The organism is Moritella sp. PE36, from assembly GCF_000170855.1.
Taxonomy (GTDB): Bacteria; Pseudomonadota; Gammaproteobacteria; order Enterobacterales; family Moritellaceae; genus Moritella.
Genome location: NZ_ABCQ01000079.1, coordinates 1 through 15,237, shown reverse-complemented (window position 1 = coordinate 15,237; position 15,237 = coordinate 1). Strand labels below are relative to the sequence as shown.

Sequence of the window (15,237 nt, the reverse complement as noted above, 5' to 3'; positions counted from 1 at the left end):
TATTTTATTTCTTGAGGGAACGCCAAATTTAAAAGATCGCCGAGATTTACTAATCGGCAGTGATGTGCCGAGTATGCTGGCGAATGATCTGGTGCTGGAAATGGAAGTTGTTGGTGCTTTACGTGCCGGTATTAAAGTATGTGAAGAGGAAGGTGATTATCAAACCAGGGAAGTATTGTTACCATTACTGGCGGATACTGAAGAAGATCATGTTTACTGGTTAGAGCAGCAGCTGGGATTGATTAAGAAAATTAGTTTATCCAATTATATCCAATCACATATGGGCAGTTAATTATTATCGTATTACCACGTCTATCGTATTATGACATTCATCGCTCAGGAGTCGGTTATGCAAGGCAATAAAAATATCCTCATGTTATTAAATAAGGCGCTAGGTTGTAAGCTGGTTGCGATCAATCAATATTTCTTACATGCCAGAATGTATAAAAATTGGGGCTTGGAGGGATTGGATAAAGCGGATTACAAGCAGTCAATTTTAAAGATGAAGCAAGCTGATAAGTTAATTAATCGTATTTTGTTCTTGCAAGGGCTGCCGAATTTACAGGACTTAGGTCGTTTGGCTATCGGCGAAGAGGCCGTTGAAATGTTGCAGCTGAATATTGAGCTAGAGTTGAGTATTCGCGTCGTATTGCAAAATTTGATTGAAGAATGTGAAAAAAATAATGACTTTGTCAGTCGTGATATCGCCACTGAGATCTTAGAAGAAGTGGAAGAGCAAATTGACTGGATTGAAAGTCAGCAATATCTGATCGGTCATGAGGGAATAGATAACTATTTACAATCTAAAATGTAGCTAGGCAACCAGTGGCTGTTGTTGCGCTTGTTTGATTAAGGTCTGATTTAAGATCTTTTTCGCACATTGGCAGCACTTGCCACACTGACTACCGATACCAAGCTCTCCGCTTAATTTTTTCATTGTGTTAGCACCGTCATCAATACTTTTAATCATCTGCTTATCGGTAATACCGCGACAAATACATACGTACATAAATAACCACTCTGAGCTTCAATTTACGCTGATACTAATATGAATGAGAATGATTATCAAGCCGCTAAACGGCAAAAACTTTGGCTTTTACCATGTCTCGATATTGTTTTGGAACCATATCAAAGTGTTGCTGGAATTTTTTGTTGAAATAATAAGTGTCACGAAAACCCACTTGTTCGGCGACATCACACATAGTAAGGCCAACATCGCGTAATAATACTTGTGCAGTCTCTAATCTCAGGGTTAACAGAAACTGATTGGGGGTTTGTCCAACTTGTTCTTTGAAGCGGCGATTGAAAGTACGTAGCGGTAATTGACACACATCGGCCACCATTTGATTGGTGATCACCTTGGCCATATTACGTTGCATCCAATCTTGTGCGAGGGCAATTGACTCATCGAATTGCACTTGGCCGCCAACTTGATAAAAAGGTTGTTGTTGAGTGCGTGATATTTCATGGGAAAAATGATTTTCAATCACGCTGGCGATCTTCTTGCCAAACATTTCATTAATTAAAAATAACATCATTTCTGATTGTGAGTTAATACTGCCTGCACAATATAAGCCGTTTGCCGCGGTGATAGAGGCTTGACGATTGAGTTTTACTTGTGGGTATTGTTGACTAAATTGATCGTAAAAATACCAGTGTGTTGTTGCTGGTAAGCCATCAAGCAAACCGGCTTCGGCTAACCAACAAACCCCGGTGCCTGTCGATAATATTTTCGCCCCCTTGTTATATTGTTGGTGTAACCAAGGAATGATTTCTGGATGTTTAATTATTGGTACTAAAGGGTTTCCCCACATCGGAGGGAAGATGACCAGATCAAAATCTTGTTCACAAGAAAAAGTGAGGTCGGGTTGTAAGCGTAATCCTGCGGTGAGTGACTTAGCCTCTAAAGTGGTCGAAATTAATTTTATTTCGAGCGGATCTTGATGTTGGGCTTTTCGATCGCGTAAGCGTGACGCGCCGGATAGCATTTCTGCGGCTAAGGAGATCCCGGTAACTAACGCTTTATCATAAAGTACGAATCCAATTTTCACATCAAGGTCCTATGCGTGGTATTTAAACTTAGTATATCTATTTGTTTATGGTTCTGCGTCTGGTTTTTATAGGCTAAAAATCTGCACTGGCACGTTAGTCAGGGTTATTGGCACAGTTGAAAGTGTATTGTTAGTATAACTTGCTAGACTATCAAGCAATAGCTGAGATTCGAATTGAGATGTAATAAAATGGCAAAGTTAGCGTTAATTGTTGGTTTAGGTGGGATAAATGCAGCTGGACGTAGTTCTGGTTTCCACAGTTATAAGCGTTTAGTGTGTGATGTCCTGCAAGAAGATGTCATGGCCAGTACTTGGCAAGATCTCGCACAGCGTATGGGATTAGATACGAACGATATTAATGCTGATATTATTACCCAAATTAAAGCTGGTACCTTAGTACGCCGTACCACCACGTTTGATCCAGACGCGGTACCTTTTCAGCGTAAAGCTAAATTAGCACCTGGTGCTGAGTCAATTACATTTCAATTAAAAAAATCAAAATTACCACAAACTATTCCGGCTAACTGGTCACTTACCGACGTTGATAATAAAACCGTTGAAGTTGTTGTCGACGGTGATTTTGAGGTGTTGATTAATGACACCATCACTTACCCGGTATCAAGTGCCGGTAATATTCCAACGGGCTTTGATTTAGATAAGTTATACAATTCACGTTCGCACCCTCGTGGTTTGAAGCTAACAGTATATGGTGCATCCGATGCGCTTAACTCACTGGGCATTGATTGGGATGATATTCTCACATTAATTAATCCTGATGAAGTTTCTGTGTACGCGGGAAGTGCTCTCGGCCAAGTCGATGAAAATTCATTTGCCGGTATGCTATCAGCTTATTTTAAAGGCGGTCGTGTTAGTACCAAAATGATGGCGATGGCGTTAGCAGAAATGCCTGCAGATTTCATTAATAGTTATGTGATCAACAGTGCTGGCACTACTGGCACTAACATGGGGGCTTGTGCGAGTTTCTTATATAACTTGCGTCAAGGCATGTTAGACATTCAGTCTGGTAAAGCAAGAGTCGCTATCGTTGGCAACGCCGAAGCACCGGTTGAAACCGGCGTGATGGAAGGCTTCCGTGTGATGGGCGCGTTAGCAGAAGATGATCAGTTAAAAGCATTAGATAACAGTGATACCGTTGATAACCGCCGTGCCTGTCGTCCATTTTCAGCGAATGCCGGTTTTACCATGGCTGAGTCAGCACAGTTTGTAGTATTGATGGATGATGAACTGGCTTTAGAGTTAGGCGTATCTATTTATGGTTCTGTTGCCGATGTGTTTATTAATGCCGATGCCAATAAGAAATCAATATCAGCACCGGGTATAGGCAATTATGTGACAGTAGCAAAAGCAACTGCACTCGCTAAAGCCATTTTAGGCGAGGCTGGTTTACAGCATACTTTTGTTCAAGCTCACGGTACTGGAACACCACAAAATAGGGTGACTGAAAGCCATATTTTAAGTCAAGTGGCGACCAGTTTTAATATTAAAAACTGGCCGGTGACAGCGATAAAATCTTATGTTGGCCATTCCATGGGCGCCGCGGCGGGTGATCAGCTTGTAGCGTCGTTGGGTGTGTGGCAACACGGCTGGATCCCTGGGATTAAAACCATTGACCATATTGCCGATGACGTACATCAACAAAATCTACACATCTTAACCGACCACCAATTTGTTGGCGATAAAGGTCACGAGATGAAAGCGGTGATCTTAAATGCGAAAGGTTTTGGCGGTAATAATGCCAGTGGTTTGGTGTTATCCCCTCAGCAAACATTAACCATGCTTGCAGCTAAATACGGTGCTTCAGTAGTAAGTGCTTACCAGGAAAAAAACAATCAGGTTCAAAAAAGGGCTCAAGCTAATGATAACAAAGCTTGTTTTGGCGATGAAAATATTCGTTATGAATTTGGCAATGCGGTGATTGACGAAAGCGGCGTGAATATCACGACTGAAGAAGTGCGTTTACAAGGCTTTGTAAACGCCATCAAGTTAGTGCAAGATAATCCGTATCACGATTATAGCCAATAAGCTTATGACTTTTGCACGCTAAGTGCGTGCAAGAGTCTCGTTAACAAGATTCATTTCATCTGCCATAACCTGTAACTCTTCAGTAATTTCTGCTATCTGTTTAAGCTTCTGCATTAATAAAAGCGTATGTTTATGATCATCATTTTCATAACGTTGGAGTAACTCCTCGAGTTCACTAATATAAAAATCATTGTCATTGACTGGTGACAAAATAGTGCTTTTGGTTTGTGCTAACGCACGGGTAATCATTTGCTCCACTAAGCGTAAATCTTGCTGTAATCTCGTATCAATCATTTTATTTCTGTGTACGCCTAATGCCGACAATGCCGATAACATGGCATGATTACGACGAGAAATATCGTAAACATGATTGAGCTTATGACGTTTATCGCTGGGTTCAACCTGCATATCTTTCCAAGAAGCGGTCAAGTGGCTATCCGCTACATAGGCTTTACGGCGTGACACTCGATACGGTAATTCATTGTTTTTCCCCGAGATATATTGATTGATGATCTCATGAAAGTAAGCCTGGTTAGCGGTAATCGCTTCGACCAAATATTTAGGGAATTGCTTATATTGCCAGTTCGGTAGGACTAACTTAGCCAGTAAGTAGGCAATACTACAACCGGTTAAGGTATCGATGATGCGTGGGATCGTGACTGCATAACCTTGTTGATAAAGCACGTTGAATGCTAATAAAACCAGCAAGGTTATATAGGTAACGGCTCTGCTGTAATTTTGACGTAAATAATAAAAGAACAGGAATGCCGATATCGCTAATAAAAATAACTGGCTACGCTCTGTTGGAAACAGGTATAACAAGGTAGCACCTATGATAATGCCCATTAGCGTACCGGAAATACGCTGTTTTAATTTAACTCGCGTCGCACTGTAACTGGGCTGTAGTACAAATAGTGTGGTTAACACCACCCAATAACCATGTAGTTCAGAGGCAAAAATAATCCCTATCCCCAATGCGATGCCGATGGTTAAGCGGATCGCATGGCGAAATACCGGGCTGGATAAGTGCAACGCGTTACCTAATCGTTGTTTTATCGATAGGCGTTCACGTGGTGCCATGACTAAGAATTCATGCTCATTTGTGGGCTCGCTGTTAATTAATAGCTCATCAGCCTTGCGTAAATTACGAAACAATAATTTCAGAGGACCAAACAGCTGCCATTGCACTGATTTTTCTAATGTCAGTAATTCTTGTTTTAAAATAGCCAATGACCAAGTCAAGCCGTGATCGTGTGCATAAGTTTGCTTGTATAGTGTTGCGTTACCGCGTTGCGTACAAGCGCTGGCTAGTTGCTTTAATACCTGTTCAAAACCATTAATAATCAAATCATTATTTAAATTACGTTTGAGTGAATCATAATGAAAATGGCTAGATGTCATTTTTTCATGCAATTCTTGGGCTTCTTGATAGAGGTGGATCAAGTGCTGAAGTTCATGGGATAGGTTTTTACTCTCCATATGATAATCAATGTTGGTACGACATTCGGTCATGGCATTGACGATATTAATATTTAACGTCGATAAGGTATGGCGAATGGTTTTATGATCATGTTTTGTTTGTGAGAAAAATTTGGCTTTTTCTTGTTGGTATAAACCTAATGAAAAATAAATTTCGGCCAATTGTTCTCTGATCGGGTTATATAAAGTGACCTTAAGCAGCACTGTCGAGATAATAAAATACCAAGCCGCACCGGCAATGAGGAGTAGAGAGTAAGGATTAAATTCGACTTCAGTCGTGAGTATCGCTGCTGATTCTGCATCATGGCTCAAGCCTAACATGGTGTAAACCGCAATCATCAAGGTGGCAAAACTAATGGTGACATAGCGTTTACCTAAGGAACCGAGAATGATGATCGAAAAACTAAATAAGCAGCTGCCAATTAAAAATAACAGCGGGTAAGGGAACAGCTGGCTGACTAATAAGGATGATAAGGTAAAACAAACAAGCGTTAATAAGCTATTAATCATGCGCTGTTTGATGCTGTCATCACCTTCTGAAATTACCGCTGCCACAATACCGAGAACGGCGGTAACTGATAATTCAGAAAGTTCCAGCACATACCCCGGGATCAATAAGGTGATGGAGGCTAAGAATGCTTTTAGCGCAATAAAAAAATTACTGTTGGCGGTTAAATAAGTCAGCTTTCGCCATGGCTGTAGCATGCGTGATGAGTCCCTTATAAAAATGTTACTGTGCTGCTTTAATGGCATTGACGAGTTGTACTACTGCCGCTTGATTGGTAATGCTTTTATCATAAATAAAATTACTGATAACCCGTGTTATTGCTGATTGTACATAGGTTGTCGTGGCCATTGCCTGAGAAAACGTTGGCACTAATGTATTGTCTCGGGTTGCTTGTTGATAATCTTGATACGCTTGCTGCGTACAGGCATTAAAATTACCCTTATCAGTGGTCTCAATAATCGGCAGTGACCCTTTTTTGGCATTGAAATCACGCTGTAATGCCGGTGTTAATATGATACTCGCTAGGGTGTTTTGCGCTTGCCTTACTTCTGATGATACACTTTTTAATTTAAAAAAAGCAAAACTATCAACATTATAGCTAAATGTACCTGCAGTGCCAGGGAAGGGGATGCAGCGGATCTTGGTATTTAATTGCTGCTTTTCTTGGAGTAATTTACCTGCAACCCAATCACCCATAATTTGTATTGCCGCTTTATCTTCAATCAAGAGTTTAGTGGATTGTTCCCAAGTTCGATTTTTGGCATTGTCGTCGATGAATAACGATATAGTGCGTAATTTAGCAAAGGCTCGGATCATTGCTGGTGATGCCAATACTTGTGGATTAAGTTCGACAAAAGCCTGTTTATATTGCTCCGCCCCTAAAATTGATAAACTGATCGACTCAAATAATATTGCATCCGCCCAAGGTTCAGAGGTATGGGCTATCGGTAAGTAACCGGCGACTTCAAGCTGTGGTAATGCGGTGATCAGCTCCGTTAGATCGCGAGGAATGGCAATATTCGCGTTGTTAAAAATTGTTGCATTGAACCATAACCAATTAATACGATGAATATTAATCGGCACTGCCACGTAATGTCCTTGGTATTTCATCACCGGCTTAATAAATTCTGGGAGCTTGGCATCCCATTGTTCTTGTTTGGCAATATCGTCAAGCGAGGTCAGAAATCCTAATTTAGCCCATTCTTGAATATTGTGCCCCTTAATTAAAGCGGCTGTCGGTGGGTTCCCCGAGACCGCTCGCGAACGTAATACCGTTAACGCGCTGTTACCACCACCACCTTTAATGGCAAAATCGAGCCAGGTATTGTCGGTTTCTTCGACTTTATTTTGTAGTTCGCTGAGCGCATCAAGTTCACCACCGGATGTCCACCAATGGAGTACTTCTACTTGGCTTGCGGTGGCAGAAAACGTGAATAAGCTACTCAATAATATAAAGAATGGTGAGATGCTATTACTAATGGTGGTATTCATGACGTTACTCGTGATGAGGGGTTGTGTGGGAGTCGTAAGATCACTTTTAATCCTGAATTTTCTCTATTGTGTAAGGTTAATGTGCCGCCATGGGCGCTGGCGATATTGCGTGCAATGCTTAACCCTAAACCTGAACCGTCCGTGTCGGTGGCGATCCGTGTATAGGGCGTGAATATCTCTTCTAGCATATCTTCTGGAATACCTGGACCTGAATCAATGAGGCAGATGACGATATGCTCTTGCTGTTGTTCGACGATCAGGTGTAAGAAGTCGCCATATTTTATCGCGTTTTCAACAAGGTTAGTTAAACAGCGTTTTATCGCAAGGGGTTTTCCATGATAGTGAATGGCCACTTCGGGGAATTCAAAGGTGACTTTTTCTTCATTGTGGTTATGGTGCTCGGTGATTTCATACAGTAATTCTTGGATATCAATCAGGCTATTGTTTTCATGGATGTCGGTATCTTTGACACACTGTAGCGCGCCTTTAACCATCATCTCTAATTGGTCGAGATCCTTATTGAATTTCGCGGTTTTTACATCGTCATTGAGTAATTCGGCCCGTAAGCGTAATCGCGTGATTGGGGTTTTTAAATCGTGAGAGATAGAACGAAATAAACGTTCACGATCGTCAATATAACGTTTTATGCGCAAATGCATACGGTTAAATGCTTTAGTCGCAATCACTAATTCCGATGCACCTTTTTCTTCAAGCAGAGGTTGGTCCAAATCTTGGCTTAATGTCGCTGCTGCAGCGGCAAGTTTTTTAAGTGGTTTAGTTTGCCAACGCACCAATACGTAGATCATCCACATTAAATTAGCCGTGATCAAAAAGATAAAAAACACCTGCTCATTATTCACGATACTATCGTCAAGAGAGACATAAGGGGCGGGGAGTAACGCGGCGATATACAACCATTCATCTGGTGCTAACATCATTTGTATTACTAATACGGGGGGATTAAGTGGCTCTAAGGTGAGTGAGTAATGTGCCCATGACTTTGGCAGTTCAGACAGTAAGGTATCGTTATTGAGTACATGCAGATTTTTTGGGTGAGAAAAATCCGTTTTAATCACGATATTATTACCCAGTTTATCACCGAGCACACGTTGAAACTCATCGAGTACGACGCGTTTCATTTCGCTGTTGGCAACGGGAACGATATTAATTTCGACCTCATTTAATGATACAAAATAGCGGCTGCCACCAAAATCGCGTAATTGTTCTAATACAATGTGGCGATATTGCAAGGGTAATGAGTTAAAGAAGGTGGCGGTAGAGGCGATGTTGTGCGCCATACTCTCCGCGGTATTTTTTAAGCCTTCAAGTTCTTGGTCTTTACTGAAGTTATACCAAATACTGGTTGAAATTAACTGCGCTGTGGCGATGGATAACAGCGTCAGTAATAACATTCTCGAGACTAAAGAGCTGGGTAGCAGGCGGTAAATATGCTCTTTAATCGTCATAAGATACTTCGGTGATCAACACATAACCGCGTCCGCGAATGGTTTTAATTAAGGTTGGACTTTTACTGTTATCGCCCAGTTTTTGACGTAAACGACTCAGTTGAATATCGATGCCTCGCTCAAGGGGCAGCGCTTCTCGACCGCGGGTCGCATCCGAAAGGGCATCACGACTCAGTACTTGGTTCGGGTTAGTCACAAACAGTTTCAGCATATTGAATTCACTGCCTGACAGTTCTGTTGTCGCGTTATCATGTTGATTAATTAATTGGCGGGTTAGTGTATCAAGCTTCCAATGAGCAAAAATAAAATAACGACCTTGGGTTGGTTTGGTATAACTTGAACGGCGTAATAAGGCTTTGATGCGCGCCAGTAACTCTCGCGGGCTAAACGGTTTAGCCATGTAATCATCAGCACCAATTTCTAAGCCGACAATGCGATCTGCTTCATCAGAATTTGCCGTTAACATGATGATAGGTACTTGTGACGTTCGGCGAATTTTTTGACATAAAGTAAAACCATCATCACCAGGCATCATTACATCTAAGACAATCAGATCGGGCGTATTGGTGGCCAAGACGCGTTGCATTTCTTTGCCTTCACCGGCGGTCAGCACTGAAAATCCAGCTTGATCGAGATATTCACTGAGTAATTCTTTGATCTCAACATCATCATCAACGACTAATATTTGTTTTTTTGTGCTCATGCCCAGTCCATTATTTACATTGCGAATGTGTATTGAACAGCTTGGAGGGGGAAATTTCAAGAAGAACATTTTAAGAAGAACATAAAAAAGCCAACTATCGTCATAGTTGGCTTGATATAGATTAACTAACCGTATTTTTTGTACAGTTGTTTTTAGTCTTCGATACGCTCAAAGATAGTCGCGATACCTTGACCAAGACCGATACACATAGTCGCTAGACCATATCTTCCGCCTTGAACTTCAAGTTCGTTCACTAACGTAGTAGAGATACGTGAACCTGAACAACCTAGTGGGTGACCTAATGAGATTGCACCACCGTTAAGATTAACCTTCGTATCAACAACATCTTCTAAGCCAAGATCTTTAACACAAGGTAAAGATTGGGCTGCGAATGCTTCGTTTAATTCGAATACATCGATATCGTCAATGGTTAGACCGGCACGCTTAAGAGCTTTCTTCGTTGCTGGTACTGGACCGTAACCCATGATTGATGGATCACAACCTGCGACAGCCATTGACACAATTCTTGCTCGTGGCTTAAGACCCAGTTCTTTGGCTTTGTCAGCAGACATAAGTAACATCGCTGAAGCACCATCTGATAATGCAGATGACGTACCCGCTGTAACGGTACCGTTTACTGGATCAAATACTGGACGTAAACCAGCGAGGCTTTCCATTGTTGTTTCTGGACGAATTACTTCATCGAAATCATACAATTTTAACACGCCGTCAGCATCGTGACCTTCGATAGGCAGAATTTCACGTTTAAAACGACCAGAAACAGTCGCTGCTTGTGCTAATTTGTGTGAACGAACAGCAAATGCATCTTGTTGTTCACGAGTAATGCCATGCATTTTACCTAACATTTCAGCAGTAAGGCCCATCATGCCCGCTGCTTTCGCAGTAGACTTAGCCAGACCCACGTGGAAATCAACACCGTGGTTCATTGGTACATGACCCATGTGCTCAACACCACCAATGATCATTACGTCACCGTCGCCCATTGCGATTGCACGTGTTGCATCATGGATAGCTTGCATTGATGAACCACATAGACGGTTAACAGTTGTCGCGCCTGCTGTGATTGGGATACCAGCAAGTAATGAAGCATTACGGGCGATATTAAAACCTTGCTCTAGCGTTTGCTGAACACAGCCCCAATAAACATCTTCGATGTCATTTGGATCAACTTTAGGGTTACGGTCAAGTAAGCCCTTCATTAATTTTGCAGATAGATCTTCAGCACGAACGTGACGGAATGCACCGGCTTTAGAACGACCCATAGGTGTACGTAGGCAATCGATTACAACTACATCTCTCATTTTATTATCCTCGTTCGTGTCTTAGTAAAAAGTTTTGCCGTCAGCTGCGCGTTGACGCAAGCCATCAGTTACTTGGTAAAGTGGTCCTAAATCAGCAAATGAATCTGCTAATTCAATGTATTTATCTAGACCCATAGTATCTAGGTAACGGAACACACCACCACGGAATGGAGGGAAGCCAATACCATAGATAAGTGCCATGTCAGCATCACCTGGCGTAGCAACAATACCTTCTTCAAGACAACGAACAACTTCGTTAATCATTGGGATCATACAGCGAGCAATAATGTCATCTTTCGAGAACTCTGCTTTTTCGCTGGCAACTTCAGCAAGCAGCTCATAGCTTTTCGCATCCGGTGTTTTCTGCATGCGGCCACGACGGTCTTTAGCGTAAGTATAGAAACCAACACCATTTTTCTGACCATAACGTGTTGCTTCAAACATCACATCGATAGAATCTTTGCCTGTTTTAGCCATACGCTCTGGGAAACCGTCAGCCATAACTGCTGCTGCATGGTGACCTGTATCAATACCAACAACGTCGAGTAGGTATGCAGGACCCATTGGCCAACCGAATTGTTTTTCCATTACTTTATCTACAGCAACAAAATCAGCGCCATCAGCGATGAGTTTTGAGAAACCGAAGAAGTATGGGAATAATACGCGGTTAACGAAGAAACCAGGGCAGTCGTTTACAACGATAGGCGTTTTACCCATTTTCGCTGCGTAAGCAACGGTTGTCGCAATTGTTTCATCAGATGATTTCTCACCTCGGATGATTTCTACCAGCGGCATTTTGTGTACTGGGTTGAAGAAGTGCATACCACAGAATTGTTCAGGGCGTTTTAAGTTCTTCGCGAGTACGTTAATTGGAATAGTCGACGTATTTGAAGTGATGACAGTGTCGGCACTGACGTTATCTTCCAATTCAGCTAATACAGCGGCTTTAATTTTCGGATTTTCAACAACGGCTTCAACGATAATGTCAGCTTCATCAATTGAGTTATAGCTTAGTGTCGGGGTGATTGAAGAAATAACTTTCGCCAGTTTAGTCCCGTCAATACGACCACGCTTAAGTTGCGTTGTTAATAAACCAGACGCTGTCGCCATTCCTAGGTCAAGCGCTGCATCATTGATATCTTTCATGATAACAGGCGTGCCTTTAACCGCTGATTGGTAAGCGATACCGCCACCCATGATACCAGCGCCAAGTACAGCGGCTTTATTTGTTACTTTACCGGCTTTTGCTGCTTTCTTCGCGCCCGCTTTTAATGCTTGGTCACTTAAGAATAAGCCAACTAATGCTTGTGCTGCATCTGTTTTAGCAAGTTTAATGAATGTTGCTGCTTCTACACCAAGTGCACCGGTACGGTCCATTCTTGCTGCTGCTTCAATCGCCTTCACTGCTGCAGTAGGTGCTGGGTAATGTTTACCTGCTTTCGCGTATACCATGCCTAGTGCAGTAGAGAAGCTCATTGTTGCTTCAATTTTATTTAACCCTAATGGTGCTTGTTTTTGCGCACGACGTGATTGCCAGTCAAGTTTTCCTGCAATCGCATCTTTAACCATTGATAGTGCTGCATCACGTAATTTCTCAGGTGCTACAACCGCATCTACAGTGCCAAATTTAAGGGCTGCAAGTGCTTTATAATCTTTACCTGTTGTGATCCATTCAACTGCATTATCTGCACCGATCAGACGAGGTAAACGTACTGTGCCACCGAAACCAGGCATGATACCTAATTTAGTTTCAGGTAAACCGATACGTGCAGTGGTGTCTGCTACACGGAAATCCGTAGCAAGAATTGCTTCACAACCACCACCAAGTGCATGACCGTTAACGGCTGAAATTGTTGGATAAGGCAGGTCTTCAATGGCATTGAATACTGCATTTGCTTGTTCCAACCAACCTAATAATTCAGCGTCAGGTAGTTTAAACAGCTCAAGGAATTCAGTAATATCAGCGCCAACGATGAATGCACCTTTGCCTGATGTTTGAATTAATCCTTTAATGTCTGAATTAGTCTGTAATACTTTTACAGCTTCAGTTAATGCTTGTAATGTTGCTTGATCAAATTTATTAACAGGGCCTTTCGCGTCATATTTTAATTCTGCGATGCCATCTTCTAATAGAGTGACCGAGAGTTGTTCGGCTTGGTAAATCATTACATTTCTCCTTGCTAAAGCGATGGTGATCATCAGCTCCGTTTGCTATTTACCAGCTATGTAGGGTACTGGTTGCTCTCATTCTGTCGATAATCTAACAATATTTCAACACTTATTTTAAACGACTGTTTAACTTTTGCTGGCTAGGGACGTAATGAACTAATCCGTAAGTAGTATTAATAACTCAGGGGCGGGTGAGGGTTAATGGTAGTGAAATAACTTATTTAGCTTTTAAACTGGTGTCTGGTACTTATTTTGAGGTTTAATTTAGTGTTTAATACTTTAATTTGATGATGTATTGGTTTTATTTGCTGTAAAATGTTCGGCTTACAACTGTTTTTAATTGTTGGATGTTTGTTGCTGAATATTTAATGAAAATAAATTGACCGTCACTTAACTTTTAAAAATTGTGATCCTGAACCTGCTATTATCAACAAGCATATAACAGTAGAATGGTGATGAGCATCTTTAAAGTAGAATATACACAGGATAGAAATGACAGCTAATAACCCCTATTTTGTTTTAGAACAGTCTTATGAATATACTGAAGAAATGAGAATAAAAAAGCCGTTTTATTACTTATCTTACGCCGACCAAAGGACGTCAAGCTGCTGAGCAATTTGTGCGAGATATTAAAGCACAACACCCGAGCGCACGACATCACTGCTGGGCATTTGTTGCCGGTAGACCGAGTGATGGGCAGCAATATGGCTTTAGTGATGACGGTGAACCTTCTGGCACTGCAGGTAAACCGATACTAAATTGTTTACTTGGTAGTGATGTTGGTGAGATGACTGCTGTTGTCGTGCGTTATTATGGCGGTATCAAATTGGGTACAGGTGGATTAGTTCGTGCATATGCAGGTGGTGTACAGCAGGTATTAAAGTTAATTGAACCGATTGAATGCCTTATATATAAAGAACTTCACTTAACTTGTGATTATGCTCAAATAGCTGCAATAGAGAGTTTGTTTTCAGTATATAATGGTAAATTAAAGCATGCCGAATATGGTGCGCAAGTCGTCATGCAGCTTGATGTTGATGCAAGACATATTCAAGCTTTTATTACGGCTGTAAGAAACAAAACCAATGGCCAAGTTAATGTCAAAGTGGTCGATTAATATTTAGGGATAAAAATAATAATGCAATTCAGGGCAATTTTAAGAATTGTTGGGATATTAGTTACCATCTTTAGTGTAACGATGATATTCCCCGCACTGATCGCGGCAATATACAAGGATGGTGGTGGTCTTGTCTTCATTAACTCCTTTGCTTTTTGTGTCACGTTAGGCAGTATCGTATGGTACAAAAACCGCAATTATAAAAAAGAATTAAAAGCCAAAGATGGTTTCTTGATTGTGGTTTTGTTTTGGACGGTACTGGGAAGTGTTGGTGCGTTACCCTTTATTCTTTCCGAACAACCAGATCTCAGTGTCGCTGGTGCATTCTTTGAATCTTTCTCTGGTCTAACGACTACAGGTGCAACCGTTATTGTTGGACTTGATGAATTGCCTAAAGCCTTGTTGTTTTATCGTCAGTTTCTACAATGGCTCGGTGGTATGGGTATCATTGTACTTGCTGTTGCTGTGTTACCTGTTTTAGGTATTGGTGGCATGCAGCTTTATCGTGCTGAAACCCCTGGCCCAGTCAAAGATTCTAAGATGACTCCCCGTATTGCTGAGACTGCTAAAGCGCTTTGGTACATATATTTATGCCTTACAGTTGTTTGCGCAATGGCATTTTGGCTGGCTGGGATGACGATGTTTGATGCTATTGCTCATAGCTTCTCAACTATTGCCATCGGTGGTTTCTCTACCCATGACAGCAGTATGGGGCATTTTGATAGTCCAGTGATTAATTTGATCACTGTGGTGTTCTTAATTATTGCCGGCATGAATTTTTCGCTACATTTTGCGGCTTTTTCGATTAAAGGTTTTAAACCTGGTTCTTATTTTCATGACATTGAATTACGTGCGTTTTTATTCGTACAATTGACACTTGTTGCTATT

At 41.5% G+C, this 15,237-nt stretch carries 13 protein-coding genes; 5 read left to right on the top strand and 8 right to left on the bottom strand.

Going from position 1 to position 15,237, the window contains the following annotated elements; all coding sequences use genetic code 11:
* Window positions 1-292 (top strand): ferritin-like domain-containing protein (locus PE36_RS22330; protein ID WP_006034388.1); only part of this gene is annotated, 292 nt, incomplete at its 5' end.
* A 57-nt stretch (window positions 293-349) separates the two neighbouring features.
* A complete protein-coding gene (gene bfr / locus PE36_RS22325) occupies window positions 350-814 on the top strand; it encodes a bacterioferritin (RefSeq protein WP_043994985.1) in 465 nt (154 codons plus the stop codon).
* Here bfr and PE36_RS22320 read toward each other — a convergent pair whose 3' ends face one another.
* Window positions 815-1,009, bottom strand: coding sequence for a (2Fe-2S)-binding protein (locus PE36_RS22320; RefSeq protein ID WP_006034386.1), 195 nt, complete (start codon window positions 1,007-1,009; stop codon window positions 815-817). It abuts the gene before it with no gap.
* Between the two features lie 64 nt (window positions 1,010-1,073).
* On the bottom strand, window positions 1,074-2,051 hold the full coding sequence (locus PE36_RS22315) for a GlxA family transcriptional regulator (RefSeq protein ID WP_006034385.1): 978 nt from the start codon (window positions 2,049-2,051) through the stop codon (window positions 1,074-1,076).
* Between the two features lie 189 nt (window positions 2,052-2,240).
* On the opposite strand from PE36_RS22315, the gene PE36_RS22310 reads away from it, so the two are divergent.
* Window positions 2,241-4,094: a beta-ketoacyl synthase gene (locus PE36_RS22310; RefSeq protein ID WP_006034384.1), complete on the top strand. Its 1,854-nt coding sequence runs from the start codon at window positions 2,241-2,243 to the stop codon at window positions 4,092-4,094.
* Between the two features lie 18 nt (window positions 4,095-4,112).
* On the opposite strand, the gene yccS is transcribed toward PE36_RS22310, so the two are convergent.
* The 6 genes from yccS to fadB form a co-directional block, all read right to left on the bottom strand.
* Complete coding sequence (yccS, locus tag PE36_RS22305) at window positions 4,113-6,278, bottom strand: YccS family putative transporter (RefSeq protein ID WP_006034383.1); 2,166 nt, start codon at window positions 6,276-6,278, stop codon at window positions 4,113-4,115.
* Between the two features lie 25 nt (window positions 6,279-6,303).
* Complete coding sequence (locus PE36_RS22300) at window positions 6,304-7,572, bottom strand: ABC transporter substrate-binding protein (protein ID WP_006034382.1); 1,269 nt, start codon at window positions 7,570-7,572, stop codon at window positions 6,304-6,306.
* Complete coding sequence (locus PE36_RS22295; protein WP_006034381.1) at window positions 7,569-9,038, bottom strand: ATP-binding protein; 1,470 nt, start codon at window positions 9,036-9,038, stop codon at window positions 7,569-7,571. The genes PE36_RS22300 and PE36_RS22295 overlap by 4 nt, the downstream gene beginning before the upstream one ends.
* A complete protein-coding gene (locus PE36_RS22290; protein ID WP_006034380.1) occupies window positions 9,028-9,741 on the bottom strand; it encodes a response regulator in 714 nt (237 codons plus the stop codon). The genes PE36_RS22295 and PE36_RS22290 overlap by 11 nt, the downstream gene beginning before the upstream one ends.
* A gap of 152 nt (window positions 9,742-9,893) precedes the next feature.
* On the bottom strand, window positions 9,894-11,063 hold the full coding sequence (gene fadA / locus PE36_RS22285) for an acetyl-CoA C-acyltransferase FadA (protein WP_006034379.1): 1,170 nt from the start codon (window positions 11,061-11,063) through the stop codon (window positions 9,894-9,896).
* A gap of 21 nt (window positions 11,064-11,084) precedes the next feature.
* Complete coding sequence (fadB, locus tag PE36_RS22280; RefSeq protein WP_006034378.1) at window positions 11,085-13,229, bottom strand: fatty acid oxidation complex subunit alpha FadB; 2,145 nt, start codon at window positions 13,227-13,229, stop codon at window positions 11,085-11,087.
* Window positions 13,230-13,851: 622 nt separating this feature from the next.
* Between fadB and PE36_RS22275 the strand changes: the two genes are divergently transcribed.
* Together PE36_RS22275 and PE36_RS22270 are read left to right on the top strand one after the other, a co-directional pair.
* A complete protein-coding gene (locus tag PE36_RS22275) occupies window positions 13,852-14,349 on the top strand; it encodes a YigZ family protein (protein ID WP_006034377.1) in 498 nt (165 codons plus the stop codon).
* A 21-nt stretch (window positions 14,350-14,370) separates the two neighbouring features.
* Window positions 14,371-15,237 (top strand): potassium transporter TrkG (locus PE36_RS22270; RefSeq protein WP_043994984.1); only part of this gene is annotated, 867 nt, incomplete at its 3' end.

Coding starts and splice junctions, on each gene's coding strand:
- PE36_RS22290 (WP_006034380.1), bottom strand. CDS start 9,741: ATGAGCACAAAAAAACAAATATTAGTCGTTGATGATGATGTTGAGATC.
- PE36_RS22310 (WP_006034384.1), top strand. CDS start 2,241: ATGGCAAAGTTAGCGTTAATTGTTGGTTTAGGTGGGATAAATGCAGCT.
- PE36_RS22320 (WP_006034386.1), bottom strand. CDS start 1,009: ATGTACGTATGTATTTGTCGCGGTATTACCGATAAGCAGATGATTAAA.
- bfr (WP_043994985.1), top strand. CDS start 350: ATGCAAGGCAATAAAAATATCCTCATGTTATTAAATAAGGCGCTAGGT.
- PE36_RS22300 (WP_006034382.1), bottom strand. CDS start 7,572: ATGAATACCACCATTAGTAATAGCATCTCACCATTCTTTATATTATTG.
- fadB (WP_006034378.1), bottom strand. CDS start 13,229: ATGATTTACCAAGCCGAACAACTCTCGGTCACTCTATTAGAAGATGGC.
- fadA (WP_006034379.1), bottom strand. CDS start 11,063: ATGAGAGATGTAGTTGTAATCGATTGCCTACGTACACCTATGGGTCGT.
- yccS (WP_006034383.1), bottom strand. CDS start 6,278: ATGCTACAGCCATGGCGAAAGCTGACTTATTTAACCGCCAACAGTAAT.
- PE36_RS22295 (WP_006034381.1), bottom strand. CDS start 9,038: ATGACGATTAAAGAGCATATTTACCGCCTGCTACCCAGCTCTTTAGTC.